The organism is Novosphingobium bradum (genome assembly GCF_042646485.1).
GTDB lineage: Bacteria > Pseudomonadota > Alphaproteobacteria > Sphingomonadales > Sphingomonadaceae > Novosphingobium > Novosphingobium bradum.
On sequence record NZ_JBHRTQ010000007.1, the window covers coordinates 193,633 to 219,157 of the forward strand.

Genomic DNA, 25,525 nt, shown 5'->3' on the forward strand with positions numbered 1-25,525 from the left:
AATAGAGGCCGATGTTCAAGCGTTTGATAGCCTATGTGGACTCGATCGAGGCCCGCGATCCGGCTCCCCGCTCGCGCTGGGAAGTCCTGCTCTATCCCGGGCTGTGGGCCGTGGCATTCCACCGCGTGGCGCACTGGCTGTTCGAGGGCCGGCTCTATTTCCTGGCCCGCGTGGTCAATCATCTCGCCCGGTTCCTGACCGGGATTGATATTCACCCCGGCGCCACGATCGGCAAGCACCTGTTCCTCGAACACGGCTTCATCACCATTGGCGAAACCGCCGAGATCGGCGACAACGTGACCATCTACCCCTGCGCCACGCTGGGGGGCACCAATCCCACCAACGGCGTGGGCGGCAAGCGCCACCCGACCTTGCAGGACAATGTGATCGTCGGCTCTGGCGCGCAGATCCTCGGCCCGATCACCGTGGGCCAGCGCGCGCGGATCGGGGCCAACGCGGTCGTCACCGAAGACGTGCCCGAGGGGGCGACCATGGTCGGCGTCAAGGCCCGGTCCACGCTCGTCGCCGCCGAAACCTGGCAGCGCGAATTCATTCCCTATGGCACCCCGTGCACCGAGCCGTGCAGCGATGCCGCCGAACTGGTCGGCGCCGGCGCCGCGCGGCTGGCCGCGCTCGAAGGCGAAGTGGCGGCGCTCCGGGCCGAACTGGCCGCGCTGCGCGCCGCGCGCGAAGGCGCCCCGGCCCCGGCCACCCGCGTCAAGCGCACCGGGGTCTGACGCTTGGTCCGGCCCGACCAGAGCGGCGCCGAGATCCTCCCGTTCCCGGCCCATGCGGGCCGCCCCCAGGTCCAGCAGGTCGGCTTTGACCGGATTGAGCTGACCCGCATCCTCGATGTCTACGGCCGGATGGTCGCCGCCGGCCTGTGGCGCGACTATGCGATGGATTTCGGCCAGGACGCGGCCAGCTTCTCCGCCTTCCGCCGCGCCGCCGAACGCCCCCAGGCGCGGCTGGAGAAGCGGCCGGCACTGCGCGCCCGGCAGGGGATGTGGACCCTGTTCGGCGAGGCCGGCCAGGTGCTCAAGCGCGGGCATGACCTCGCCGGCGTGCTCAGCCCGATCGAACGGCGCCTGCTCAAGGCGGTGGAATAGCCAGCTCCCCCGGCGGAGCGATGCGGCTTCAGTCCCGCCCGATCAGTTTCATTGCCTGGGTTACCTGGTCGATCGCCGATTGCATGACGATGTCGCCGGTGCGGTCGGCGATGCGGTCCCAGGCCGCGGCCACGCCTTCCACCGTCTGCTCGTCGTCCGCCAGCAGCACGCCCGGGGTCACGGTCACCTGCAAGGCCTGGAAGTGGCCGGCGCCCGCGCCCATGATCGCATTGGTCGGCGCCGCGTCCGACACCAGGAACAGCGCGCCCGGGACCACCTTGGCCGGATCGAACCGGGCAAAGACTTCCCCCGGCAGCATATCTTCGCTCATCCGGGTGCCCGCCAGGGGGGCGATCGAATTGACCCGGATGTCGTGGCGAGCCCCTTCGACATAGAGCGCCTTTGCCAGCCCAACCACGCCCAGCTTGGCCGCCCCGTAGTTGGCCTGGCCAAAATTGCCGCCCAGGCCCGAGCCCGAGGTGGTCATCAGGATGCGGCCGTAGTTCTGCTCGCGCATGGTGTTCCACACCGCCCGCGCGCAATTGGCCGAACCCATCAGGTGCACCCGAACGACCTGCTCGAAATCGGCCATGGACATCTTGCCGAACGACTTGTCGCGCAGGATCCCGGCATTGTTGATCAGGATGTGAATGCCGCCGAAGGCTTCCCTGGCGCGCGCAGCCAGAGCCTCCATCTGGGCATAGTCCGTCACCGATCCGCCGTCGGCCATGGCCTCGCCCCCGGCGTGGCGGATTTCCTCGGCAACCCGTTCGGCGGCATCGGACGAGCCTGACCCGTCGCGCGCGCCGCCCAGATCGTTGACCACCACCCGTGCGCCCCGCCGGGCGAGTTCCAGCGCATAGGCCCGGCCCAGGCCGCCCCCGGCCCCGGTGACGATCGCGACCCTGCCGGCAAAGGAAATGGTCATGGCAAGCGGCTCCCGGGCATCGGCTGATGGGCATGGCGATGCCACGAAGCACCGGGCCTGACAACGCCCGAGCTTGCACATCGCCGCAGGCCCGCTAGAGCGAGCCGCGAAGAGACCCTACCGAGGGATCGGATACGATGTTTCGCGCCTGTCGCGCGGTTGCCGCGCTGCTCGCCGGCGCCGCGGCCTGCCTTCCCGCCACCGCCAGCGCCGATGCGCCGGTGCCCTCGCTCCACGATGCGCTGGGCGCTCCGCCAGAGCTGAAGCTCACCCTGGCCACCCGCCTGCGCTACGAATGGCTCGATGGCCAGCCGCGCGCCGGGCTGAATCCCACCGACCAGCAGCTCGCGCTGCGGACCAACCTGGTGCTCGAATATGCCGCCGGCCCGCTGCGGATCGGCGGCGAACTGCAGGATTCGCGGGCGTGGCTGGGCAAGGCCGGCAGCGCGATCTCCACCGCCGACGTCAACGCGGTGGAGCCGGTCCAGGCCTGGGTCGGGCTTGACCTGCCGGGCGCCCTCGGCCCGGGCAGCAAGGCCACGGTGGAGGCGGGGCGCTTCACCTTCAACCTCGGCTCGCGGCGGTTCATCGCCTCGGACGACTATCGCAACGCGACCAGCGCCTACACCGGCCTGCGCGCCGTCCTCAAGGGCAGGGGCGGCGCTGGCGCCACCCTGTTCTACCTCCTCCCGCAGGTTCGCCTGCCCGATGATCTCGCCGGCCTGCTCGCCAATCGGCCGGCGCTGGATCGGGAAAGCTTCGATCTCCAGCTGATGGGCGCCCTGGTCACCCGGCCGGCCACGCTGCTGGGCGGCGCGGCGGAGCTGGGCTTCTACCGGCTGGTTGAACGCGATGCCCCCGGCCGCCCCACGCGCGACCGCCATCTCAACACCGTCAGCGCGCGGCTGGTGCGCGAAGCCCGGCCCGGCCGGCCCGATTTCGACCTCGAAGCCGCCTGGCAGACCGGCCACGCCAGCACGTCCGCCGCCGCCACGGCCGCCGTGCAACAGGTGGACGCCGGCATGGTCCACGCCGCGCTCGGCTGGACCTTCCCCGGCGCGGCCAAGGCCCATGTCACCCTGCTTTATGACTGGATCGGCGGCGATCGGCCCGGCGGCGCCAACACCCGCTTCGATACCCTGTTCGGCGGGCGCCGCTTCGAATTCCCGCCGGCCGGGATCTTCGCGGTGATCGGCCGCGCCAATCTGAGCGCGCCGGGCCTGCGGGTTGATCTGGCGCCGGGCAAGCGCTTCGATGCCATGGCCGCGTGGCGGGCGATGTGGCTGGCCAGCCCCGCCGATGCCTTCTCGCAGACCGGCGTGATCGACAAGACCGGCGCCTCGGGCCGCTTCGCCGGCCACAACATCGACCTCAGGGCGCGCTACTGGCTGGTGCCCGGCCGCCTGCGTGGCGAGGTGGACTATGACTGGATCGGCAAGGGTCGCTTCCTGCGCGATGCCCCCAATGCCCCGGCCACCGGCAACACCCATTATGCCGCCGTGGCGCTGACCGCGAGCTTCTAGCCCGCCGCCACTACGGCCAGCGCCTCCAGCGTGGGGACCAGGCCATCGAAATGGTCGATCACCGCGTCGGCGCCAAGGCTGGCCACCGGCTCGTCGTTGAAGCCGAAGCTCACCGCCACGCAGGGCAACCCCGCCGCCGCCGCCGCGCGGGTATCGTAGGTGGTATCGCCGACATAGGCCGCCGGGCCGTCGCCCAGCCGGCGCGCCATCTCCAGCAGCAGGTCGGGCGCGGGCTTGGAGCGGCCCGGGCCAAGCGTATCACCGCCGATGATCGTGGCAAAGCGCCCGGCCAGGCCCACCGCCTCCAGCACTTCCACCGCCAGGTGTTCCAGCTTGTTGGTGACCACCGCGAGGGTAACCCCGCGCGCCGCCAGGGCATCGAGCATGGCTTCGGCGCCGGGATAGGGCCGGGTGTGGCGGGCGATGTTGGCGCTGTAGTAGGCGATCAGCTCGGCGTGGAGCGGCGCCAGGTCCGCTTCGGGCAGGGCGCCGCCGGTGCGGGCAAGGCCGCGCTCCAGCAGCATCCGCGCCCCGCCGCCGATCAGGCCGGGAACCTCGCCCAGCGCAATGGCCGGCCGGCCCAGGCCCGTGAGCACATGGTTGAGCGCCATGCCCAGGTCGCCGCCGGTATCGAGCAGGGTGCCGTCGAGATCGAACCCGACGATCCGGAAGGGAAAGTCCGTCATCCCCGCGCCCGTGGCGCAAACCTGTCGAAATCGCAATGTCGCGGTGATGGAATCTGCAACCAAATGCTGGCACAGGATGCGGCATGACCGCGTCTCCCGCTCTCGCCGCCCCGCTTGCCGCCCCGCTTGCTGTCGTCGTCCTTGCCGCGGGCAAGGGCACCCGGATGAAGAGCGACCTGCACAAGGTGCTTCACCCCATCGCCGGCCGCCCGATGATCGAGCACCTCCTCGCCAGCGTGGCCGAGCTGGCGCCCGAACGGCAGGTGGTCGTGGTCGGCTCCGGGCGTGAGCAGCTGGAAAAGCAGCTCGCCGGCCGCGCCGCCATCGCCGTGCAGGAGCCGCAACTGGGCACGGGGCACGCCGTCCAGCAGGCCGAACAGGCGCTGGCCGGCTTTTCGGGCGATGTGCTGATCCTCTATGGCGACGTGCCCTTCGTCGGCACCGCCACCATGCGGGCCATGCTCGATCGGCTCCACGCCGCCGATGCGCCGGAAGTGGTCGTGCTCGGCTTCGAACCGGCCGAGGCGCTGCAATATGGCCGCGTGCTGGCCCACGGCGATGGCCGGATCGCCAAGATGGTCGAACACAAGGACGCCACCGAGGCCGAGCGCGCCTGCCGGCTGTGCAATTCGGGGCTGATGGCGGTCAAGGCCGCGCGCCTGTTCGATCTCCTCGCCAAGGTCGGCAATGCCAATGCCCAGGGCGAATATTACCTCGTCGACGTGGTCAACATCGCCAATGCCGAAGGCGGACACTGCGCGGTGGTGACAACCGCGGACGAAGACGAGGTGGCCGGGATCAACAGCCGGGGCGAACTGGCCGAGGCGGAAGGCCGCTGGCAGGCCGCGCGGCGGCAGCGCGCCATGGCCGATGGCGCCACCCTGATCGCGCCCGATACGGTGTGGTTCGCCTGGGACACCCGGCTTGGCCGCGATGTGACGGTGGAACCCAACGTGGTCTTCGGCCCCGGGGTCAGCGTCGCCGACGGGGTGACGATCCACGCCTTCAGCCACTTGCAGGGCGCGCGGCTGGAAAGTGGCGCGGAAGTCGGCCCCTATGCGCGGCTGCGGCCGGGCGCCGTGCTCAAGGCGGGGGCCAAGGTCGGCAACTTCGTCGAGGTCAAGAACGCGGTGATGGGGGAAGGGGCCAAGGCCAGCCACCTCACCTACCTTGGCGATGCCGATATCGGCGCCGGGGCGAACATCGGCGCGGGCACCATCACCTGCAATTATGATGGCTATTTCAAGTATCGCACCGTGATCGGCGAGCGCGCCTTCATCGGCTCCAACTCCTCGCTGATCGCCCCGGTGCGGATCGGCGCCGATGCGATCGTGGCCGCCGGCAGCGCGGTCAGCCGGGATGTCGATGATGGTGAACTGCGGCTGGTGCGCGCCGAACAACTGGTCAAACCGGGCTGGGCCGATCGCTTCCACGATGCGATGAAGAAAAAGAAAGCCGCGGCGAAGAAGGGCTAAGCGAAAGAGGGTAGGCCTCGGGGCAATTGCGGATGGCCGGGTGACGCAAAATTCACCTTGCCGTCATAGGCCCGGAACGCGCAATCCGGCAGGGCGAGGCGGTCCGTGGATCGGCAAAGCCTCTTGCCTACCATATCATGATATGATATCAATATATCACAATGCGTATCCTCGCCGATCTCCCCGATGACGATATCCGCTGGCTCGACGAGCGCGCGGCTGAGCTCGGCAAGAGCCGCGCCGCGCTACTGCGCGAGGCGGTCAGCGCCTATCGCGCGGCCGAGCGGGACTGGCTGGAGCAGGGCTTCGGCCTGTGGACCAGGTTCGGCCGCGGCGCCGATGGCAACGCCTACGAGCGCGCGCTGCGGGCCGAATGGGCCGCTCAGCCGCAACTCGGCCAGCCCGAATCCGGCGATCCGGCATGACCGATACCTGCTTCGATACCGGCATCGTGGTGGATACCCTGTCCGGCCATCACCAGGCCGTCGCCGAGCTGCGTCGGATCAAGCGCCCGTGGATCAGCCGGATCACCTGGCTTGAAGTGATGGCCCAGGTGCCCGCCGCCTGCCGCGACGAGACCGAGCGCTTCCTCGCCAACTTCGCCATCCGCGAGGTGACCCCGGAAATCGCCCGCCGCGCCGCGGGCCTCAAGGCCGAACGCCCCGCGCTCAGCCTTCCCGCCGCCCTGGTCTTTGCCTCGGCGCAGGAACACGGCGCCATTCTCGTAACTCGCAACTCGGCGGAATTCCCGGCCAATATCCCGGGCATCCGCATCCCCTACACCTGATCCGAAAAGGCAGATTTCCCTATGTGCGGCATCATCGGCATCGTCGGCAAGGACCAGGTGGCGGATCGGCTGGTCGATGGCCTGCGCCGCATGGAATATCGCGGCTATGACAGCGCCGGGGTCTGTACGGTTGATGATGGCGAGCTGGTCCGTCGCCGCGCGCCGGGCAAGCTGTCCAACCTGGTGGTCGAACTGGCCCGCAATCCCGCGCCCGGCACCACCGGCATCGCCCACACTCGCTGGGCCACCCACGGCCCGCCGACCGCGGCCAATGCCCACCCCCATGCGACCGAGCACCTCGCGCTCGTCCACAACGGCATCATCGAGAACTTCCGCTCGCTGCGCGAGGCGCTGACCGCGCGCGGCCGCCGGTTCGAAAGCGATACCGATACCGAAGTGGTCGCCCATCTCCTGTCCGAACAGGTCGAGGCCGGAAAGTCGCCGCAAGAGGCGGTTCAGGCGGTCCTGCCCACCCTGCGCGGTGCTTTCGCGCTGGCCATCGTCTTCAAGTCGCATCCCGAAATGCTGATCGGCGCGCGGCTCGGCTCGCCGCTGGTGCTGGGCTATGGAGAGGGGGAGATGTTCCTCGGCTCCGACGCCCTCGCGCTGGCCCCGCTGACCCAGCGCATTTCCTACCTCGAAGAGGGCGACTGGGTGGTGATCACCCGCGATGGCGCGCAGGTCCATGATCAGGCGAACCAGCCGGCACAGCGCCCGATCGTGGCCTCCGGCGCTTCGGCGGCAGCGATCGAGAAGGGCAATTACCGCCACTTCATGCAGAAGGAGATCTTCGAGCAGCCGACCGTGGTGGCCCAGACCCTGCGAAGCTATGTGCGCCAGCTCGAACAGGCGGTGGCCCTGCCGCAGTTCGATTTCGACCTTTCGGGCATCAACCGCGTCACCATCGTCGCCTGCGGCACCAGCTACTATGCCGGGCTGGTCGCCAAGTACTGGTTCGAACAGTTCGCCCGCCTGCCGGTCGACATCGATGTGGCCAGCGAGTTCCGCTATCGCGATCCGGTGCTGGAGCCGGGTGGCCTTGCCCTGTTCATCTCGCAATCGGGCGAGACCGCCGATACCCTGGCGGCCCTGCGCCACTGCAAGGCAGCCGGGCAGACCATCGCCGTGGTGGTTAACGTGCCCACCAGCTCGATGGCCCGCGAGGCCGACCTGCTCCTGCCGACTCACGCCGGCCCGGAAATCGGCGTCGCCTCGACCAAGGCCTTCACCTGCCAGCTCGCCGTCCTCGCCGCGCTCGCCGCGCACCTGGCGGTCAAGCGCGGGCGGATGAGCCGGGCCGAGGAATGCGAGGTCGTCGCCCAGTTGATCGAAACCCCCTCCGCGCTCAACGCCGCGCTCGCCCACGACGATGAGATCGCCGCCATGGCCCACCTCATCGCTCCGGCGCGCGACGTGCTCTATCTCGGCCGCGGGCAGGACTATCCCCTGGCCCTGGAAGGCGCGCTGAAGCTGAAGGAAATCAGCTATATCCATGCCGAAGGTTATGCTGCGGGTGAAATGAAGCACGGCCCCATCGCCCTGATCGACGAGGCCGTTCCGGTCATCGTCCTGGCCCCTTCCGGTCCACTGTTCGAAAAGACGGTGAGCAATATGCAAGAAGTGCGTGCGCGCGGCGGAAAAATCGTCCTCATCTCCGATGCCGAAGGCCTGGCCGAAGCGGGCGAGGGCTGCCTCGCCACGATCGAGATGCCCAAGGTCCACCCGCTGATCGCGCCGCTTGTCTATGCCGTGCCGGTGCAGCTCCTCGCCTATCACGTGGCCTGCGCCAAGGGCACCGACGTCGACCAGCCGCGCAACCTCGCCAAATCGGTCACGGTGGAATGAGGCTGGCCAGCGCCGGACCATCGAGCGAAGCCCCGGAAAAATACTGAACTTTACCGGGCGTCAACCTATGCCGGGCTAGGGCGGATGCGTGAAAGCGCGCTCGCCTGAAATTGCCACCCTGCCCAAGGATCTCCCGATCCTGGCCGTGCTCGGGCTGACCCAGCCGCCCGAGGGGGACTGGGGGCGCCTGCGCGGCCTGCAATATGCCTCGCTGGCGCGGGTCACGATCGCCCGGATCATCGCCCACGGCATCGCGGCCATCGCCACGGTGCAGATCTTCATCGGCCACATCATGCTGCTGGTGCTGATCGGCTGGTTCGTGGCGCTGTGTGGCGCGCTCTACTACGGCGCCCGCTTCGACCGCTCGCTGGGCGATGCCGACCGCCGCCGGATGAGCCGCGAGGAAGTCAACGCGCAGACCGTCAGCTCGGCCATTGTCGCGGTGGTCTGGGCCGTGCCGATCCTGTTCTTCTCGCGCTACGGTCCGCCCGAGGCGCGGCTGGAGCTGTGGACCATCCTCGCCATGCTGATGACCGCGAGCGCGGTGGTCGTGCCGGCCGTGCCGCTGGGCACGATCCTGTTCAGCACGATCGTCGGCGGAATGTCGGTCCTCCAGTTCTGCCTCGCCGGAATGTGGCAGCCGGCGATCATCGCCACGGTCTTCATGATCATCATCGCGGTGGGCACGATCGAGGGCGCGCGCACCTTCCTCGCCAGCCGCGTGGCCGAGGCGGGGATGCTGGAGAAGTCCGAAGTCGTCTCGCTGCTCCTGCGCGAGTTCGAGGAGGGCGAGGCCGACTGGCTGTGGCAGATCGACACCTCCCGCCGGGTCCGCGCGGTCAGCCCGCGCTTCGCCTTTGCCCTCGGCCTCGATCCCGAGGATATCGAGGGCAAGTCGTTCATCCAGCTCATCGCCGGCGAGGCCTGGGAAACCGGCCAGTTCCCCTCCAGCCTGCATGACCTCGCCGAACGCCTGAAGCGGCGCGAAAGCTTCTCCAACCTGCTGGTGCGCGTCACGATCAAGGGCCGCCAGCGCTGGTGGGAACTGTCGGGCACGCCCAAGCTCGATGAGAACGGCATCTACGAAGGCTTCCGCGGGGTCGGCTCCGACGTCACCGAACAGCGGGAGAGCGCCGACAAGATCGCCCAGCTGGCCCGCTACGATACGCTCACTGGCCTGCCCAACCGCCTCATGCTGACCGAGGCCATGGGCGAGGCCATGCGCCAGGCCGAGCAATGGCGCACCCGCTGCGCCTTCCTGATGATCGACCTTGATCGGTTCAAGGCGGTCAACGATACCCTTGGCCACGTGGTCGGGGACCAGCTCCTTGCCCGAGTCTCGGCCCGCCTGCGCGAACTGATGAGCGACAACGAGCTGTGCGGGCGCCTGGGCGGCGACGAATTCGCCATCGTCATCCGCGATGCCTCGGATCTCGCCCGCGTCGATCTCGTCGCCAAGGCGGTGATCGAGCGCCTGTCGCAGCCCTACGAGGTCGATCACCACACGCTCTATGTCGGTGCCAGCGTGGGCTCGGCGATCGGCCCGCGCGATGGCTCTACCGTCGAGACCCTGATGCGAAACGCCGACCTCGCGCTCTATCGGTCAAAGGATGCCGGCGGCGGCAAGCACTTCACCTATGAGCCGGCGCTCCATGCCCATGCCGAGGAACGCCGCAAGCTCGAATTCTCGCTGCGCCGCGCGCTCGAACGCAACGAGATGCTGCTGCACTACCAGCCGGTGGTCAGCGCCGACAGCGAGAACGTCGTTTCCTTCGAGGCGCTGCTGCGCTGGAACAGCACCGACCATGGCATGGTCAGCCCGGCCAAGTTCATCCCGCTGGCCGAGGATACCCGCCTCATCGTGCCGATCGGCGAATGGGTCCTGCGCGAAGCCTGCGCCGAGGCCATGCGCTGGCCGCGCCACATCAAGGTGGCGGTCAACGTCTCGGGCGAGCAATTGCTCGATCCGCAGTTCGCCACCACGGTGGTTTCCGCCCTCGCGGTCACCGGCCTGCCGGCGCCGCGGCTGGAGATCGAGGTCACCGAAAGCATCTTCCTGCGCGATGCCTCGGCCGCCCGCAACACGCTGGAGCAGATCATGGCCCTGGGCTGTTCGATCGCGCTGGATGATTTCGGAACCGGCTATTCCTCATTGGGTTACCTGCGAAAGCTCAGGTTCTCCACGATCAAGGTCGATCGTTCTTTCGTCCAGGGCGCGGCCCAGAAGAACCCGGAAAGCCTGGCCATCATCCGCGCCGTGGTCGCCATGGCCGAAAGCCTGGGCGTGACCACGACCGCCGAAGGCGTAGAGACCGAAACCGAGCTGCAGGTGGTCAAGTCGCTGGGCTGCAACAAGATCCAGGGCTTCTTCTTCGGCCGCCCGATGCCAGCGAGCGACGCCCGCGCGCTGTTCGGGCCGGGCGAAGCGGGAAGCCTCGCCGGGCGCGCGGCCTAGTTTGCCGGGTGCCGCCAGGGAAAGGCCGGATGGCCTTTCCGTACCGATCAAAGACTTCCGACCAGCCCCCGGATCGCCGATTCGAACAGCGCCCGGCCGTCGCTGCTGCCGTGGGCGGCCTCGATCGCGCGTTCGGGGTGGGGCATCATGCCCAGCACGTTGCCGGCATCGTTGAGCACGCCGGCGATGTCTCGGGCCGAGCCGTTGACCGGTTCGGCATAACGGAAGGCCACACGGCCCTCGCCTTCCAGCCGGTCAAGCGTGGCCGCGTCGGCGAAATAGTTGCCGTCGTGGTGGGCGACCGGAACCTGGATCACCTGGTCGGTCCCATAGGTGGCGGTGAACAGGCTGCGCGTGTTCTCCACCTTGAGTGCCACCGTGCGGCAGACGAAGCGGATGCCGGCATTCCGCATCAGCGCGCCGGGCAGCAGGCCCGCTTCGGTCAGGATCTGGAAGCCGTTGCACACGCCCAGCACCGGGACGCCCTTGCCGGCGGCGGCGACCACCGCCTGCATGATCGGTGAACGCGCCGCCATGGCGCCCGAACGCAGGTAGTCGCCATAAGAGAACCCGCCCGGCACGGCGATGAAATCAAGGCCATCGGGCAGGGCGCTGTCGCCATGCCAGACCCGGTGCGGCGCCGTGCCCGAAACCTGTTCCAGGGCAACGGCCATGTCCCGGTCGCAGTTGGAGCCGGGGAAGGTGATGACGGCGGAACGGAAGGCCATCAGGCGGCAACCCTCTCGATGCGGTAGTTCTCGATGACCATGTTGGCCAGCAGCTTGCCGGCCATGTCGTCAAGCTGGGCATCGGTCACGCTGTCGTCAACCTCCAGCTCGAACAGGCGGCCGGCGCGCACGTCCTTCACGCCCGAGAAGCCCAGCCCCTCGATCGCGTGGTGGATCGCCCGCCCCTGCGGATCGAGAACGCCGTTCTTGAGGCTGACGTGGACGCGGACCTTCATGGCGGAGCCTTTCGTGCGGGCGCGATTCAGGAGGCGGATTCGCGCCGGGAACCAGTTGGCGCGCCTATGCCCGCGAACCCCGCTCCGGGCAAGTCCGGCCTCGGCCATCCGGTGCAATTGCCGGCACCGGGCCTGTCCGGGCCGGCCTCGGCGCGATCCCGGGGCGACATCGGCGATGCCAGGTCGATCGGCGGCCGGGTCGGCTTCTGCTTCTGACGGCGCGCGTCAGGCCATGAGCAGGGGGAGGGGCGGGCCGCCAGTTCCGCCTCCCTTTTCGTTGGCCCACCCGCGCAGGGCGCCCAACCAAAAAGGCCCACGCGATGCGCGGGCCTTTCCGATCTTGTGTTGCCGGCTTGCAGGGCCGTTGCAGCGGCCTTGCAATTGGCGGCCGGCGCTAGCGGACGCGAGGGCCGCCGAAGGGCAGCGGCGGCGGTGCCCGGCGGGCGCCGCGCGGCAGCTGGGCCTGGTAGGCCCGCCCGCAATGCTCGACGCAATAGGGAAAACCGGGGTTCACCTTCTCGCCGCAGAAGTGGAAGTCCGGCTCGCCCGGATGGCCCATCGGCCAGCGGCAGATCCGGTCATTCAGGTCAAGCAGGCTGGTCTTGCCGGCGATCTCCGGGCTCGGCTTGGCCGGTACCAGGCGGCGCGGCGGTGCCGGCGGGATCGGGGCCTGCTGGTCACCGGGACCCTGGCGCAGGAAGCCGCCGGGGCCAACCGAAACGATCCGCGGCTGCGGGGCCGGGGCCGGCGCATCCGTACCGGCCGGCGCGGCGGCGGCGGGTGCCGGGGCCGGGGCGGCGGGCCGGGGGGCGGGCGCCGCCGGGCGCGGGGCAGCCTCGGCCTTGGGAGCAGGCGCGGCGCGCGGCGCGCTGGGCGCCGGCTCGGCCCGCGCGGGCTTGGGCGCGGCGGCGGGGGCCGCTTCCTTCTCGTTGGGCTTGACCGGCGAGGGCCGCGCCTTGAGGCCCAGGCGATGGGCCTTGCCGATCACCGCGTTGCGGCTGACGCCGCCCAGTTCGTCGGCGATCTGGCTGGCGGTGGACCCGCCTTCCCACATCTTGGTCAGCTTTTCGATGCGTTCGTCGGTCCAGCTCATGAGGCCCGTGTACTTTCCTTTGCCGCGCCGGCATGGCCCATTGCCTGCCGGTGCGCTTGCCAATGGCTTGTGGTGCCGATAGTCGCCACCTCATGGCCGATCAACCCCAGCTTGCCGCCGACCGTCCCGCGCCGAATTCAGCCTCCGCGCCGAAACGCGAATTTCCGGGGCAGGGGGTGGCGATCATTCACGGGATCAACGGCCTGGGCCTGTGGACGCTCTATATCAAGGAAGTGCGCCGCTTTTTCAAGGTTCAGACCCAGACCATCTGGGCTCCGGCGATCACCACCCTGCTTTACCTGATGATTTTCACCCTCGCGCTGGGCGGGGGGAGCCGGCAGGTGCTGGGCGTTTCCTTCGCCACTTTCGTCGCGCCGGGCCTGATCGCCATGGGCATGATGAACAATGCCTTCGCCAATTCGAGCTTCAATCTCCTCTCGGGCAAGATGCAGGGGACCATCGTCGACTACCTGATGCCCCCGCTCTCGGAGATGGAATTGATGATCGCCCTGATCGGCGCGGCGCTGACGCGGGCCTTGCTGGTCGGGCTGGCGCTCACCGGCGCGATCCTGCTGTGGCCGGGGGTGGACCTTTCGGTGGCCCACTGGTGGGCGGTGATCTGGTTTGGCCTGATGGGCTCGGTGCTGCTGGCCATCGTCGGCCTGCTCACCTCGATGTGGGCGGAAAAGTTCGATCACAACGCCGCGGTGACCAACTTCGTGATCACCCCGCTGACCATGCTTTCGGGCACCTTCTACGTGATCGACCGGCTGGCCCCGGCCTTCCAGACGGCAAGCCGGCTCAACCCGTTCTTCTACGTGATCTCCGGCTTCCGCTTCGGCTTCCTGGGCCAGAGCGACATCGGCAGCACCAACACGGCGGTGCTGCATGGCGGGATCGGCCTAGGCGTGCTGAACCTGGCCCTGGGTGCGATCACCTATGTCCTGCTGCGCTCGGGCTGGCGCCTGAAGAACTGAAGCATTTCGGGTTGGGTGCGCTTCCGACATCCGTCGGAAGCTTGCGGCACCGGCCCACGCCCCCGGCCCGACCACCCGACAGTGTATCCTAGCGGGTGGTCGGGCCGGGGGCGTGGGCCGGTGCCGCGACGGAAAGGCCGGATGGCCTTTCCGTACTCATCGGTCAGTGAGTCAGCCCGCGGCGCAGGCGGTAGTGGCCGTCGCGGAAATCCTCGAACAGCTGTTCGACCGAGGGGTGGTCCACCGGACCGCCGTCGCCATCCCCCACCAGGTTCTGCTGGCTGACATAGGCCACATAGGCCTTGTCGCCGTTTTCGGCGAGGAGGTGGTAATAGGGCTGTTCGCGGATCGGGCGCATATCCTGCGGGATCGACTGGTACCATTCCTCGCTGTTGGCGAAGACCGGATCGATATCGAACACCACCCCGCGGCATTCGATCAGCTTGTGGCGGACCACGTCGCCGATGCCGAAGCGCGCATGGGCGTGGCGCGGGGCATCGATCAGGCGGCCGGCCTGAGGGGAGAAGAAGCTGGCGCGATCAATCCGTTCCATGGCGCCAATATAGGCGGATCCCCGGGCCGGGCAAGGCGGCCACCGCGCAATCCTCCGAAATCGCGCGCCCTGGCCGTCGGCGCGGCAAGGAATTGCTGATTTGGCGCGCGTCGGGGCTTGGCAAGCCCAAATCGATCCGCTAACCGCGCCTCTCCCGACCAGGGGGCCTCGCGGCCCGCTCACCGGCACTTCGCGGAGAGGTGGCAGAGTGGTCGAATGCGCCGCACTCGAAATGCGGTGTACGGGCAACCGTACCGTGGGTTCGAATCCCACCCTCTCCGCCAAGTCCCCCCATCCTGACAATTTTCGGCGACGCCAACGGGGCGTAAAACTGGCGCATTTTGGCCGTACGCGTTCGTGCCCGGATCGCTGGCATTGACGCAGCTTCTGGCCCCAGCGGCGGTGCGCTGCCAGAGGATTTCAGAGCGGTAGTCTGAAGGACACCATGCCCTCTATCGGGGCCAGACCATCGATGTGTTCGAGATTGATTCCGCCGGTAATCTCGAGTGACCAGCGATCCCCGGTTCCGATCCGGTAGGCGGTTTCCATCCGCACCGGATCATGGCCCAGGGCCGAGATCGGTGCGCGCACCGTTGCAGACCTGAGGTCTAGTCCATCAGGGGTCGGAGCCAGATAGTCGACGCGCATTTGGCCTGCAATTGCGCGGGGCGGCACGGTCAGGGCAAGCGCAAGACTGTCAGCCAGTCCCGTGCCGCTGCGGAATGCCAAGCCCTTTCGCCGGATGCCGAATTCTCCGGAAACGAGCGTGGCTGGCGTGAATGTGAGGCCGTCGGACCAGCCCGTACGCAGGTGGCTTGCCTCGACCGATAGCGAAAGCCCCCAACCGCCAAGCTGGCGATAGCCGGCAAGGCCGAAGTTGAAGGTGCGGCTGGGCTTGCGGAACATCGCCAGGTCACTGGTGATCGAATGGTAGCCGTTCGCTTGTATGATCGCCGAGGCGTTGACCCCCACGACCGTGCGCGAACCGATCTGTTTCCAGACACCCATCCCCAGCCCGCTGCGGGCCGGGTGCGGGCTGCCATCGTGGCCAAGGGCTGCGCGTGGGGTATAACCATCGAAACTCACGCGCAACTGGCGCAGGTCATTGCCGTAGTCGGGAGCCACCATGCCGCCAGTCGCCACACCATAGACCATCAGGCGAGCCTGGCCGGGCAGTGTCGCATTCACGCCGCCGATCAGCGCGCCGCGCAGGAGGCTGGTCGACGCGAACTGGGCCAGCGGACGCATGGTCGGATCCTGCGCGAAATCCTGCCGGGGGTCACCCGCCCCGGTGAGCCGGACCTGGACCAGGCCGCCGTCTATCGGTAGATCGACACCCATCCGCATGGTCCGATCGAGATTGAGCGAGCCGGTCAGCGGATCCCCGGCAGCACCGGTAAAGGCAAAGCCGCGCGCCCGGGACTGGTCCGCGAAGAATGCGGCGGACCAATCTTCAAGGCTGGTGCCAAGCAGGCGCCGGCCCAGCATCTGGCGCGCCGCGAGGAAATTGCCGGTTGTCCGCACGGCACCTGTTTCGGCGAGCGTGTAATCCCTCCCGAAGCCGTCAAAGACGGTAACCTTGCCGAGCGCCGAAACCAGCTTCGAAAGCATGGCCGATGTGCTCGAAATGGTTGTGCCACTCAGCGTTACGGACGAACCGCTCGTGGTGGCGAGGGTAATCGTGCCGTTTGCCTGGAAGGCCCGGGCGACGTTGAGCAGGCCATAGCCATAGACCCCGTCGACCCCGGGCGCGCCAAGATCGGTCGCCGAGGTGAGCAGAATCCTGGCGAGCGTTTCAGGGGCGCTCTTGAGCGTGGGCCAGCGCTGCTGGAGCAGGGCTGCCACACCGGCCACGGCGGGCGTGGCCATGCTCGTGCCCGACATGAAGCCGTAGAGGTTGCCCGGGAGGGTGGAATAGATCGACTCGCCCGGCGCGACGAGGAAGTGGTTTTTCCACTTCAGCGATTCCGCGCAGGCAGAACTGCCGCTGGCCATCAGGCAGGCCTCGCCGGGGCGGTTGGAGAAGGTGCTGATCGTGCCGGTGGCACTCACACTGCCGACCAGCAGCAGCCGGTTGAGTGCCGCATTGGCGGTGGCCGAGGAAACCGCGATGCTTTCATTTACCAGGCCTGCGCCGTCGTTGCCGGCGGCCTTGACGAACAGGATCGGCTGCCTGGCATCGGCCATGGCCGAAACCTCGCTGGCCGAGAAGCACAGCGCCATGCGGGTGCAGCCGAAGCTCATGCTGGCGATGCGCGCGCCGCCCGAATAGGCGGCCTTCCAGGTGTTCACCAGCTTTGCGCCCGTGGCAACGAACCCCCTGTCGTCGAACACGGCATAGTTGGTGATCGTGGCACTGGGGGCGATGCCGTATCGTGCGCCCGCGACGATGCCGGCGGTGTGGGTGCCGTGGTTGCTGTAATACTTGTAGGTTCCGCCGCTGAGCAGGGTGTATGTGCAGTGCCCGGCAAGATCGGTATCGCGGCAATCGGTGACGCCGTCGAGCAGGGCCACCTTGATGCCTGCGCCGCCGCTGGCGCTGGCAAGGTCGGCCGCGGTCAGGTTGATCAGCGACCATTCGGCCAGATTGGGGTTTGATGCATCCAGCGCGGCAAGGCGCGGCTGGGCCACCGCCTCCACCCCGAAGCGCGGCGCGGCGGCGCCTGGCGCGGCCTGCTGGTCATCGGCCAGCGCCGGACTGGCACAGGCCAGTGCGGCGCTTAGCGCGGGGGCGGCGGCGCTGAGGCGGAGGGCGGAATTGATCTGGTGGCGCATGATATTCTTTCCAATCGCCCGGCCATGCGACGGGGCGTGATCGATCACATCGGGCCGAGACCCATCTCGGCGCGCTTCTGGTTGATGTGGAAGCGGCAGATTTCCTGCATCCGCAGGATATAGATCGCGGCCGGGGCCAGGCCGGCAAACTGCTCCTGCCGGTAGTCGGAATCGATCCCTTCCACGAGGGCGGCGGCGGTGATCCGGCGCTCGATCAGGCACTTGGTTCGCCCCGCCTTGGCCAGCGCGTTGATCAGGCTGTCGTCCACGAACACGTAGTTCAGGCTGTCGTTCAGCCCCTGCACATAGGCTCCGCGCGCCTCCAGCGAGAGCGCCATCCACTCGGCCCGGGAATTGACGAACCCGGCCGCCTGCGCGGGGGCGGCGCCCAGCAAGGCGGCTCCGAACGCCGCCGCGATGGCCAGCGGGCGGATGAGTGTCGTTCCGTGCATACAGTGTCCAGTGGTGAGAGGAATTCGGCCTATCTCATACGATCTACGGGCATATCCTAAGAATAGATGAGTGATCTATTCGTATAATCCATTGGTTTATCTGCAAGGATTCAAATTGATCGGCCAGACTGCGGCGGCCTACCGACTGCTCTTGATGCAATCCGGCTGCTTTGAGTCGGCTTGTGCTGGTGTTTGAATTTCCTAGACGGGGGCCAATTTCATGATGTCTGTTCGCAAGAGAATGCTGCTGGGTTCGACCACGCTGCTGGCATCGGTGGTCATGGCGTCGGCCGCGCAGGCGCAGGTGACGATCGGCACGAACCCGGCCGATACCGTCGCCACTGATACCGCAAGCGGGAACGTTTCGGGTGCGGCGCTCAACACGAATGGCGGCAACATCACCACCGGCACGGGCGACATCACGACTGACGTGATTACCGCCAGCCAGATCAATACCACTTCCAACGTTACCATTACGGGCGGCGATCTCGTTGTGATCGGCAGCAGCGGGGGGGGCGACGTCGTCCTGACGGGTGTGATCCGGAATGATGGCCTCGCCAGCCCAGCGGCGGTCGAAGTTGGTGACCAATTGCTCGTCGACGGCAGTGCCACTATCGTGGGCGCCGCCTCGACCAACGGCATTACCAACACGGGCGCAATCAGCACCGGCAGCCTGACCTCGAGCGGAACGATCACCGCGCCCACGATCACGAACGATGGCGTCGGCAGCGGCGGCGTGGTCACGATCAACGATCAGCTCGATGTCAGCGGCAACACCACCATCGCCGGCAACCTGACCCTGTCCGGCGGCGGTGACATCAGTGCCGACGGCATCTCGGCCAACTCCATCTCGACCACCGGCAGCGTCGCCGTGGGTGGGACACTCTCGACCAACTCGATCAGCATGAGCGGCGGGTCCATCACCGGCGCCAACAATATTGATTCGTCCAATGCCATGATTGGTCATGCAGACATCACGTTGCTGCATGCCGGCGATGCCACGGCGAGCAGTCTTCAGGTCTATGGCTCCACGACCACGAGCGGCCTGGACAACACCGGCACGCTGACCAACACTGGCGACGTCACGCTTTATGGCAGCGGCAGCGATCTGACCGTGGGCGGCGCCTTGAGCGTGGGCGGCGTCAGCACCACGAACGGCATTACCAACACCGGCGGCCTCACCACCGACACGCTGGCCACCACCGGCAACGCTTCGGTCGGCGGCAATATCACGGCAAACAACATCTCCGGCTCCGATATCGTCGCCACCGGCGATCTGGTCGTCAACGGCACCATCCGGAATGGCTCGGGTGGTTCCGGCGATGGCGTGGTTGTCTGGGATAACCTGGGTGTGACCGGCGCGCTGAGCGCGAATGGCGGCATCGATACCAACGGCTCCGGTCTCGACCTGTCCGACGGCACGAACAATGGCAGCATCACTGGTGTCCAGAACATCACCGCCACCGGCAACGTCGCCGTGGGTGGGACGCTCACCACCAGCGGCCTCACCAACACCGGAACGCTGACCAACAACGGCAACCTCGTGGTTACCGGCGGCATCGACAACGGTGGGGCCGGCAACGTCCTCGTCAACGATGGCCTGACGGTGGCAAACAACACCTCGCTGCAAGGCAGCGCGACGGTGAACGGCAGCCTCACCGCCTTCGGCTATACGCAGCTGGCCGGCACTCATATTACCGGGTCCACGCAGATCGATGGATCTGTCTACAATGGGAGCTACACGCAGACGCAGGGGATGACCTATGCGTATGGCGGCCTCTACTCGGGCAACGGGGCGCAAATTCAAGGCAACACGTTGCTGGATGGCAACACCCAGGTTAACGGCTTCACCAACCTCTACAATGGCGCGACCGTCGACAACGGGCTGACCGTTACCGGGACCACCACCACGGCCGGCATCGCCAACACCGGCGGGCTGACCAACACCGGCACCCTCACCCAGACCGGCGCGGTCAACATCACGGGAGACGTGGCGCTGTTGGGTGCGGCCAGCGACCTGACCGTGGGCGGCGTCATGAACGCGGCCGAGGTGGTCAGCACCCTGGGCACCTATCTCTACGGTTCCACCAACATCTATGACGGGGCGACCGTCTCCAACGGCCTGACCACCGACACCCTCACGGTCACGGGCGCGATCTCCAACGGCGGCGCCGGCCCGGTCCAGATCGCCGACAGCCTGAACGTTTCGGGCACCACGACGCTGGCCGGCGGCCTTGACCTCAATGGTTCGAACATCAGCAACGTGGGATCGATCACGGCCAACACCGGCAACATCACCACGGTCAACTCGACGACGGTCAACTCGACGACGCTGAACAACACCGGCAACGCGACGGTTGGCGGTACGCTGGGCGTCAGCGGCCTTGCCACGCTGAGCGGCGGCGCCACCAGCACGACCGGCAGCTTCACCACCACGAGCGGCAGCCTGACCACGATCAGCGGCAACGTCGGGACGTCGCTGGGCACGGTCTATGGCTCCAGCGCCAACTTCGGTTCGGCCACGATGGGTTCGGCCACGGTGACCGGCGCGCTCAGCTCGGGTTCGCTCAGCGTGGCGGGGGCCGCCAGCGTTGGCAGCCTGTCGTCCACCGGGGCGATCAGCGGCTCCAGCGTGACGGCCAGCGGCGCGGTTTCCGGCAACTCGCTGACCGCGGGCGCCGGCGGCCTGACCGTGAACGGCGCCAGCACCATGAACGGCGACGTTCACCTGGTGGGGGCCGGCACCGACCTGATCGTGGACGGCACGACCACGCTGGGCGGCACCCTTTCGGTGGCCGGCCAGACGACCACCAACGGCATCACCAACACCGGCAACATCAGCACCGCCACGCTGAACACCACGGGCCTCGCCACGCTGAACTCGGCGGCGGTGACCAACAACCTCGCGGTTGGCGGCACCACCACGCTGAACGGTGCGACCACGATCAACAATACGCTGAACGTGACCGGCCTCACCACCACGGCGGGCATCACCAACACCGGCACCTTGACCCAGAACGGCAACGTTGCCCTGACCGGCGACCTGACGCAGACTGGCAACACCAGCCAGACCGGCGACCTGACCCTGGTTGGGGCGAACAGCGATCTCGCGGTTGGCGGCACCACCACGTTGACCGGCGCGCTCACTGCCAACGGCGGCGCCACGATCAATAACGGCCTCGCCGTTACGGGTGGTCAGACCGTTAGCGGCGGTTCGATCATCAACGGCGGCCAGACCGTCAACGGTGGCCAGACCGTCAATGGCCTCCTGACCGCCAATAACGGCGCCACCGTCGCCAATGGCCTGACTGTCACCAGCGGCGGCGCGGCGATCACCGGCAACAGCTCGGTCACGGGCAACCTTGACGTGAGCGCCAACACCACGGTCGGCGGCACCCTTGCGGTCACCGGCACCAGCACCCTGACCGGCCTGCTGACCACCAACGGCGGCATCACCAACAACGGCGTGTTGACCCAGAACGGCAACGTTGCCCTGACCGGCGACCTGACCCAGACGGGCAACACCAGCCAGACCGGCGACCTGACCCTGGTTGGTCCGAACAGCGATCTCGCGGTTGGCGGCACCACCACGTTGACCGGCGCGCTCACTGCCAACGGGGGCGCAACGATCAATAACGGCCTCGCCGTTACGGGTGGCCAGACCGTCAGCGGCGGTTCGATCATCAACGGCGGCCAGACCGTCAACGGTGGCCAGACCGTCAATGGCCTCCTGACCGCCAATAACGGCGCCACCGTCGCCAATGGCCTGACTGTCAGCAGCGGCGGCGCAGCGATCACCGGCAACAGCTCGGTCACGGGCAACCTGGCCGTCAGCGCCAACACCACGGTCGGCGGCACCCTGGCGGTGGCCGGGGCGACCACGACCCACGGCATCACCAACACCGGCAACCTTACGCAGACCGGCGATACCCAGCTCTACGGCAACCTGACGACCCACGGCGATACGCTCACCACGGGCCTCACGATGACCAACGGCATCTCCAACACCGGCAACATCAGCACCAACACCCTGGGCACTTCGGGCAACGCCACCATCGGCGGCGCCCTGGCGGTGACCGGGGCGACCACGCTCACCGGCGTGCTGACCACCAATGGCGGCATCGACATGGGCGCCGGCGCGATCAGCGACAGCTCGGGCAACGTCACCGTGGCCGACAACCTCGACGTCACCGGCAACATCGTCGGCGGCAACCAGGCTGGCACCAACACGATCGGCGGTGCGCTGGCCACCCAGTCCAACCTGCAGGCGGGCAGCAGCTACGTCCGGGTCAACCAGACGGCGATCGTCCTGCATGGCGGCACCACGTCGACCACGCAGACGCTCGATAACAGCGGGCTGACCCTGACCGACACGACAAACGGGAATACGTTCACGGTCGGCAACACCGGCAACGCGATGATCGCGGGCAACCTCGACATGACGAACGGCGACATCAACAACGTCGCCAACCTGAACTCGACCACGATCAACAACAGCGGCAACGCCACCATCGGCGGCACGCTGGCGGTGACCGGTGCGACCACGCTGACGGGCGCGCTGGCGGCCAACGGCGGGGCCACGGTGGCCAATGGGCTGACCGTCTCCAGCGGCGGCGCGGCGATCACCGGCAACAGCTCGGTGACCGGCAACCTTGCGGTTTCGGGTGACTATTCGACCACCAACGGCAACATCACCACCACCAACGGCACGGTTACCGGTGCGGCCCTGGTCTCGACCGGCGCGGCTTCGGTCGGCACCAACCTTACCGTGGCGGGCAATGCCTCGGTTGGCGGGAACATGGCGGTGACCGGCAGCTACACCACCACGGCAGGCAACATCCAGACCGGCACCGGTCAGGTTCGCGCCGGCAGCGTGGTGATCAACGGCGGCAATGGCGGCAAGATCAGCGGCCTGGCCAACGGCGCCCTGTCGGCAACCTCGACCGAGGCGGTGACCGGCGCGCAGCTGTTCGAGACCAACACCCGACTGACCTCGCTGGACCAGCGCGAGACCGCCCACTTCGACCTGCTCACGCGGCGCGCGGACCGGGCCTACCAGGGTGTGGCGATGGGCCTTGCGATGAACGCGGCTCCGATGGTCCTGCTCGAGGGCGAAAGCGGCATTGCCGGTGGTGTCGGTACGTTCGAGGGCCAGTGGGCCGGTGCTGTTCGCCTTCAGGCGGTCACCCCGGATGGCGTGGGCGTCGGTGCCAACGTGGGCTTCGGCAAGGACTCGTTCGGGGCCGCCGTCGGCGCCAGCATCAAGTTCTGACGATCCTGATGGGGCGAGGCCGCAAGGTCTCGCCCCATCGCGCCTGACCTGCACTGAAGGTATCCATCATGAAAGCCGCCTCAACCTTCCTGATCTTCCTTGCGGCGGGGGCGCTGGCACAACCGGCATTCGGGCAGGCCAAGCCGGTTAACACCGGGGCCAAGTCTGGAGCGTCTTCAGCTCAGCCAGCTTCCGGGGCCAAGGCCGGCGCCAATGCGCCGGCGAGCCAGCAGGCCGCCTCTGCCCAGTCCGGTCCGGACAGCGCCACCTTGTTGATCTTGATCCGTTCGGCGCTCGAGACGCTGAATGGGGCTAACGCCACGAACAACTACAGCGTCCTGTACGCACTGGGTTCACCGACCTTTCAGAAGGCCAATTCGCCACAGGCACTTTCGCAGAACTTCGCACCTTTCCGGCAGAATGGAATCTCGCTGTATCCTGCGCTTGTTCTGGGTCCTCGCCTCAAGCAGAATCCGATATTCGATGGTTCGAGGATCAGATTGATCGGAGTCATCCCTTCAAATCCGTCAAATATCACCTTCGATATACAGTATGAGCGGGTCGATAATTCCTGGAAGATATCCATTCTGACGGTTGGAGTGACAAAGCCTAATTGATCCTTTGAGGATGCGGTTGTGGCTTCCGCAGAACTATCAACAATATTTCCGCGACGGCGCTTTTGCACGGATATTGGAAATGGAGAGCAGGTCTGTATGCCGACCTCGGTAAGCCTTCCGGCAGCCTCTCGAACCGTTCCAAACGCGGGAAACACTTCGACGCTTTGCCAATGGGATCCCGCAATGGTTGGGTTCGCGGCAAGGGTGGAGGGTACTACGGACGGCGCGGTGGACGCGCGGTTGGCCTGGATCGCTTCGTGGCTACCTTCCCCTGTCGGGGGGCAGGTGCCGTGGGAGCGGGATATGGCTAGTCGCGGCTTCGACTTGCTTGTGATCCATTCCGGCCATGCGACTGCACTGCAGGGTCTGGTTCATCATTGGTGGGCGCAGCTTCAAGGAACCCTGATCGCCGCCGTGGTTGATTCGTCCACGGCATCCGAACGTTCGGCGCTCTACAGGGCCGGGGCGGATGTCGTGTTCGATCTCGGCTGCGAAACGGAAGTTGCGGCGGCGCAGGTTCGCGGATTGCTGAAGCGGTGGGGCGCTGGAACTGCCGCACCCACGCGCACGAGCCATGGCCGTCCGCGACCCGGGGGCAGAGATTCCAGGCGACTGCTTTCCGCGAAAAGGCCGCGCATTGCTGAAGGAAGCTGATCTGGTCACGCTGACCTATCGTCAGCTTGCCGAGGAGCTGGGGATTTCCCTGGTTGCGGCGCGGACGAGGGTCCGGCGGGCGGTGGCCGCGGGGCGGTGGCGTGTGGTTCCCGGCAACCGGCCTGGAGCGCCATCCTACATCCAGATGCCTGAGCGTGAGATGGCCGATCTGATGCGCGATGCTCACAAGACACCCACGGCGGCGCTGTCCGGTCCTGATGGCCCGGCGGAAAACCGGCAAGGCGAGGCCGCACGCGAGGAGCTGGTGATCGATACGTTGCGATCGGCCTATCGGCACATTGAGCGGCTCCATCGCATCGCCTTGAGCGAAAAGGATGAGCGCCGGGCGATCGAGCTGCGGCTGGTTGCCGCCGAACGGACGAACCAGCACTTGCGGGCCGAGGTCGACAAGCTGGAAGACTGGGTTCGCCAACTGGATGGGCAACTCACCCGCGAAGGGGGAGAAAAGAGCCAGCTGCTCGTCCAGATCGCCCAGTTCAGGACCAACGAGCGACAGTATCACCATCGCGGCCTCGAATTGCAGTCCCGCGTGGAGAGATTGCGGCGCCAACTGCGCGAGGCGCGGCGGCCGATTTGGCGAAAACTGTTCTACAGGGCCGCGGATTAGCGCGTGGGCCGGCCTTGGGCGGCGGCGCTATCGCGGCTGCCCGAACAGGATCGGCCCGGCAGCCGTTCTGCAGCAATCCTGTCGAGGCAGGCCTGCTTGTCGACATTGCGCCCATCGGAACGGCGCCGGGCATCGGCGAAGGTGGCGCGTGGGTCGGGCGAGGCTTCTGCCGGGTAAAGGTAGATGTCGAGCACGCAGCCATTTGCGCGGAATTGCAGCTTGCGGGCATCACCTTCCCGCTCGAACAGGACGGGCCGGCCCAGCCGTTCAAGGATTGCGCTCGCGGTCTGGTTGGCAAGCGGCGCGGGCAGGGTGATTTCCTGATAGCGCGCAGCGTTCACCGGCGGCAATTCGGCGGTATGGCAACCGGCCGGAACGGTGGCCGTCGTGGCGGCAGGGCGGGGCCGGGGTGGCGCCACGGCCGGTTTCCCCGAGCTGGCCGGGGCTGCCAGCAGGCCCGCGAGGCCCAGCAATGCGGCCACGGCGATCAGGTCAGGCTTGCCGGTCATGCCCCGGTCGCCGGAACCCTGCCTTCAACTGGTTGTCGGCGTCGGCGCCGGCGCCGGTCTGGATCGCTCGCAGGATCGCCCGTGCGGTCGTGAGCTCGCAAACCGCGACGGCGCGGAACCGGCCGTGGCTGGTGCGGGCGCGCTGTTGGATCTCTTCGCAATAGGTGGCCAGCCATCCGGAGATGGAATCGCGTTCGGAGCCTGTGGCAGCATCTGTCATGGG

General features: G+C 67.4%; 23 protein-coding genes and 1 tRNA gene. 14 read left to right on the forward strand and 10 right to left on the reverse strand.

From position 1 onward, the window contains the following. Positions 1-11: 11 nt before the first annotated feature. Together epsC and ACFOD9_RS06900 are read left to right on the forward strand one after the other, a co-directional pair. A complete protein-coding gene (epsC, locus tag ACFOD9_RS06895; RefSeq protein ID WP_379509351.1) occupies positions 12-737 on the forward strand; it encodes a serine O-acetyltransferase EpsC in 726 nt (241 codons plus the stop codon). Positions 738-770: 33 nt separating this feature from the next. After that, positions 771-1,109, forward strand: coding sequence for a DUF2794 domain-containing protein (locus tag ACFOD9_RS06900; protein ID WP_379509952.1), 339 nt, complete (start codon positions 771-773; stop codon positions 1,107-1,109). A gap of 28 nt (positions 1,110-1,137) precedes the next feature. Here ACFOD9_RS06900 and ACFOD9_RS06905 read toward each other — a convergent pair whose 3' ends face one another. Continuing rightward, positions 1,138-2,037, reverse strand: a complete 900-nt coding sequence (locus ACFOD9_RS06905) for an SDR family NAD(P)-dependent oxidoreductase (RefSeq protein WP_379509352.1) — start codon at positions 2,035-2,037, stop codon at positions 1,138-1,140. Positions 2,038-2,174: 137 nt separating this feature from the next. Between ACFOD9_RS06905 and ACFOD9_RS06910 the strand changes: the two genes are divergently transcribed. After that, positions 2,175-3,560 (forward strand): alginate export family protein, encoded by a 1,386-nt coding sequence (locus ACFOD9_RS06910; RefSeq protein ID WP_379509353.1) that lies wholly within the window; start codon positions 2,175-2,177, stop codon positions 3,558-3,560. Here the strand turns inward: ACFOD9_RS06910 and ACFOD9_RS06915 are convergent. Then, positions 3,557-4,246: an HAD-IA family hydrolase gene (locus ACFOD9_RS06915; RefSeq protein WP_379509354.1), complete on the reverse strand. Its 690-nt coding sequence runs from the start codon at positions 4,244-4,246 to the stop codon at positions 3,557-3,559. The genes ACFOD9_RS06910 and ACFOD9_RS06915 overlap by 4 nt on opposite strands. Before the next feature lie 83 nt (positions 4,247-4,329). Here ACFOD9_RS06915 and glmU point away from each other — a divergent pair, with 83 nt between their 5' ends. From glmU to ACFOD9_RS06940, 5 genes are all read left to right on the forward strand, one after another. After that, on the forward strand, positions 4,330-5,721 hold the full coding sequence (glmU, locus tag ACFOD9_RS06920; RefSeq protein ID WP_379509355.1) for a bifunctional UDP-N-acetylglucosamine diphosphorylase/glucosamine-1-phosphate N-acetyltransferase GlmU: 1,392 nt from the start codon (positions 4,330-4,332) through the stop codon (positions 5,719-5,721). A gap of 161 nt (positions 5,722-5,882) precedes the next feature. Then, positions 5,883-6,146, forward strand: coding sequence for a ribbon-helix-helix domain-containing protein (locus tag ACFOD9_RS06925; RefSeq protein WP_379509356.1), 264 nt, complete (start codon positions 5,883-5,885; stop codon positions 6,144-6,146). After that, complete coding sequence (locus tag ACFOD9_RS06930; protein WP_379509357.1) at positions 6,143-6,508, forward strand: PIN domain-containing protein; 366 nt, start codon at positions 6,143-6,145, stop codon at positions 6,506-6,508. The genes ACFOD9_RS06925 and ACFOD9_RS06930 overlap by 4 nt, the downstream gene beginning before the upstream one ends. 21 nt (positions 6,509-6,529) lie before the next feature. Further along, positions 6,530-8,353 carry a glutamine--fructose-6-phosphate transaminase (isomerizing) gene (gene glmS / locus ACFOD9_RS06935; RefSeq protein WP_379509358.1) on the forward strand — a complete coding sequence of 608 codons (1,824 nt, stop codon included), beginning with the start codon at positions 6,530-6,532 and terminating at the stop codon, positions 8,351-8,353. A gap of 88 nt (positions 8,354-8,441) precedes the next feature. Then, positions 8,442-10,808, forward strand: coding sequence for a putative bifunctional diguanylate cyclase/phosphodiesterase (locus ACFOD9_RS06940; protein WP_379509359.1), 2,367 nt, complete (start codon positions 8,442-8,444; stop codon positions 10,806-10,808). A gap of 47 nt (positions 10,809-10,855) precedes the next feature. Here ACFOD9_RS06940 and purQ read toward each other — a convergent pair whose 3' ends face one another. Both purQ and purS read right to left on the reverse strand, forming a co-directional pair. After that, positions 10,856-11,536, reverse strand: a complete 681-nt coding sequence (gene purQ / locus ACFOD9_RS06945) for a phosphoribosylformylglycinamidine synthase subunit PurQ (protein WP_379509360.1) — start codon at positions 11,534-11,536, stop codon at positions 10,856-10,858. Next, positions 11,536-11,772, reverse strand: a complete 237-nt coding sequence (gene purS / locus ACFOD9_RS06950) for a phosphoribosylformylglycinamidine synthase subunit PurS (protein ID WP_379509361.1) — start codon at positions 11,770-11,772, stop codon at positions 11,536-11,538. The genes purQ and purS overlap by 1 nt, the downstream gene beginning before the upstream one ends. 66 nt (positions 11,773-11,838) lie before the next feature. On the opposite strand from purS, the gene ACFOD9_RS06955 reads away from it, so the two are divergent. Next, the gene (locus tag ACFOD9_RS06955) at positions 11,839-11,988 is read left to right on the forward strand and encodes a hypothetical protein (protein ID WP_379509362.1); all 150 of its coding nucleotides are present in this window, start codon (positions 11,839-11,841) and stop codon (positions 11,986-11,988) included. Positions 11,989-12,166: 178 nt separating this feature from the next. Here the strand turns inward: ACFOD9_RS06955 and ACFOD9_RS06960 are convergent, their stop codons facing one another. Then, complete coding sequence (locus tag ACFOD9_RS06960; protein WP_379509363.1) at positions 12,167-12,865, reverse strand: GcrA family cell cycle regulator; 699 nt, start codon at positions 12,863-12,865, stop codon at positions 12,167-12,169. A 92-nt stretch (positions 12,866-12,957) separates the two neighbouring features. Here ACFOD9_RS06960 and ACFOD9_RS06965 point away from each other — a divergent pair, with 92 nt between their 5' ends. After that, positions 12,958-13,842 (forward strand): ABC transporter permease, encoded by an 885-nt coding sequence (locus tag ACFOD9_RS06965; protein ID WP_379509364.1) that lies wholly within the window; start codon positions 12,958-12,960, stop codon positions 13,840-13,842. Between the two features lie 163 nt (positions 13,843-14,005). Here ACFOD9_RS06965 and hspQ read toward each other — a convergent pair whose 3' ends face one another. After that, on the reverse strand, positions 14,006-14,386 hold the full coding sequence (hspQ, locus tag ACFOD9_RS06970) for a heat shock protein HspQ (RefSeq protein WP_379509953.1): 381 nt from the start codon (positions 14,384-14,386) through the stop codon (positions 14,006-14,008). A 203-nt stretch (positions 14,387-14,589) separates the two neighbouring features. Here hspQ and ACFOD9_RS06975 point away from each other — a divergent pair. Further along, positions 14,590-14,679, forward strand: a tRNA-Ser gene (locus ACFOD9_RS06975). A 136-nt stretch (positions 14,680-14,815) separates the two neighbouring features. Here ACFOD9_RS06975 and ACFOD9_RS06980 read toward each other — a convergent pair. Both ACFOD9_RS06980 and ACFOD9_RS06985 read right to left on the reverse strand, forming a co-directional pair. After that, positions 14,816-17,170, reverse strand: coding sequence for a S8 family peptidase (locus ACFOD9_RS06980; protein ID WP_379509365.1), 2,355 nt, complete (start codon positions 17,168-17,170; stop codon positions 14,816-14,818). 44 nt (positions 17,171-17,214) lie between these two features. Further along, on the reverse strand, positions 17,215-17,622 hold the full coding sequence (locus tag ACFOD9_RS06985) for a hypothetical protein (protein WP_379509366.1): 408 nt from the start codon (positions 17,620-17,622) through the stop codon (positions 17,215-17,217). Positions 17,623-17,842: 220 nt separating this feature from the next. On the opposite strand from ACFOD9_RS06985, the gene ACFOD9_RS06990 reads away from it, so the two are divergent. The 3 genes from ACFOD9_RS06990 to ACFOD9_RS07000 all read left to right on the forward strand — a co-directional run bounded on the left by ACFOD9_RS06990 (position 17,843) and on the right by ACFOD9_RS07000 (position 24,793). Continuing rightward, a complete protein-coding gene (locus ACFOD9_RS06990; protein ID WP_379509367.1) occupies positions 17,843-22,894 on the forward strand; it encodes a beta strand repeat-containing protein in 5,052 nt (1,683 codons plus the stop codon). 68 nt (positions 22,895-22,962) lie between these two features. After that, positions 22,963-23,511: a hypothetical protein gene (locus ACFOD9_RS06995; protein ID WP_379509368.1), complete on the forward strand. Its 549-nt coding sequence runs from the start codon at positions 22,963-22,965 to the stop codon at positions 23,509-23,511. 574 nt (positions 23,512-24,085) lie between these two features. Continuing rightward, positions 24,086-24,793 (forward strand): hypothetical protein, encoded by a 708-nt coding sequence (locus tag ACFOD9_RS07000; RefSeq protein WP_379509369.1) that lies wholly within the window; start codon positions 24,086-24,088, stop codon positions 24,791-24,793. On the opposite strand, the gene ACFOD9_RS07005 is transcribed toward ACFOD9_RS07000, so the two are convergent. Next, entirely contained in the window at positions 24,790-25,302 is a 513-nt protein-coding gene (locus tag ACFOD9_RS07005) for a hypothetical protein (protein ID WP_379509370.1), read from the reverse strand. The genes ACFOD9_RS07000 and ACFOD9_RS07005 overlap by 4 nt on opposite strands. Then, the gene (locus ACFOD9_RS07010; protein ID WP_379509371.1) at positions 25,286-25,522 is read right to left on the reverse strand and encodes a hypothetical protein; all 237 of its coding nucleotides are present in this window, start codon (positions 25,520-25,522) and stop codon (positions 25,286-25,288) included. The genes ACFOD9_RS07005 and ACFOD9_RS07010 overlap by 17 nt, the downstream gene beginning before the upstream one ends. Positions 25,523-25,525 lie beyond the last annotated feature (3 nt).

Coding starts and splice junctions, on each gene's coding strand:
- ACFOD9_RS06925 (WP_379509356.1), top strand. CDS start 5,883: ATGCGTATCCTCGCCGATCTCCCCGATGACGATATCCGCTGGCTCGAC.
- ACFOD9_RS06995 (WP_379509368.1), top strand. CDS start 22,963: ATGAAAGCCGCCTCAACCTTCCTGATCTTCCTTGCGGCGGGGGCGCTG.
- epsC (WP_379509351.1), top strand. CDS start 12: ATGTTCAAGCGTTTGATAGCCTATGTGGACTCGATCGAGGCCCGCGAT.
- ACFOD9_RS06915 (WP_379509354.1), bottom strand. CDS start 4,246: ATGACGGACTTTCCCTTCCGGATCGTCGGGTTCGATCTCGACGGCACC.
- ACFOD9_RS06905 (WP_379509352.1), bottom strand. CDS start 2,037: ATGACCATTTCCTTTGCCGGCAGGGTCGCGATCGTCACCGGGGCCGGG.
- ACFOD9_RS06930 (WP_379509357.1), top strand. CDS start 6,143: ATGACCGATACCTGCTTCGATACCGGCATCGTGGTGGATACCCTGTCC.
- ACFOD9_RS06985 (WP_379509366.1), bottom strand. CDS start 17,622: ATGCACGGAACGACACTCATCCGCCCGCTGGCCATCGCGGCGGCGTTC.
- ACFOD9_RS06955 (WP_379509362.1), top strand. CDS start 11,839: ATGCCCGCGAACCCCGCTCCGGGCAAGTCCGGCCTCGGCCATCCGGTG.
- ACFOD9_RS06965 (WP_379509364.1), top strand. CDS start 12,958: ATGGCCGATCAACCCCAGCTTGCCGCCGACCGTCCCGCGCCGAATTCA.
- glmU (WP_379509355.1), top strand. CDS start 4,330: ATGACCGCGTCTCCCGCTCTCGCCGCCCCGCTTGCCGCCCCGCTTGCT.
- ACFOD9_RS06960 (WP_379509363.1), bottom strand. CDS start 12,865: ATGAGCTGGACCGACGAACGCATCGAAAAGCTGACCAAGATGTGGGAA.
- ACFOD9_RS06980 (WP_379509365.1), bottom strand. CDS start 17,170: ATGCGCCACCAGATCAATTCCGCCCTCCGCCTCAGCGCCGCCGCCCCC.
- purS (WP_379509361.1), bottom strand. CDS start 11,772: ATGAAGGTCCGCGTCCACGTCAGCCTCAAGAACGGCGTTCTCGATCCG.
- purQ (WP_379509360.1), bottom strand. CDS start 11,536: ATGGCCTTCCGTTCCGCCGTCATCACCTTCCCCGGCTCCAACTGCGAC.
- ACFOD9_RS07000 (WP_379509369.1), top strand. CDS start 24,086: ATGGCCGTCCGCGACCCGGGGGCAGAGATTCCAGGCGACTGCTTTCCG.
- ACFOD9_RS06990 (WP_379509367.1), top strand. CDS start 17,843: ATGATGTCTGTTCGCAAGAGAATGCTGCTGGGTTCGACCACGCTGCTG.
- ACFOD9_RS07010 (WP_379509371.1), bottom strand. CDS start 25,522: ATGACAGATGCTGCCACAGGCTCCGAACGCGATTCCATCTCCGGATGG.
- ACFOD9_RS06910 (WP_379509353.1), top strand. CDS start 2,175: ATGTTTCGCGCCTGTCGCGCGGTTGCCGCGCTGCTCGCCGGCGCCGCG.
- glmS (WP_379509358.1), top strand. CDS start 6,530: ATGTGCGGCATCATCGGCATCGTCGGCAAGGACCAGGTGGCGGATCGG.
- ACFOD9_RS07005 (WP_379509370.1), bottom strand. CDS start 25,302: ATGACCGGCAAGCCTGACCTGATCGCCGTGGCCGCATTGCTGGGCCTC.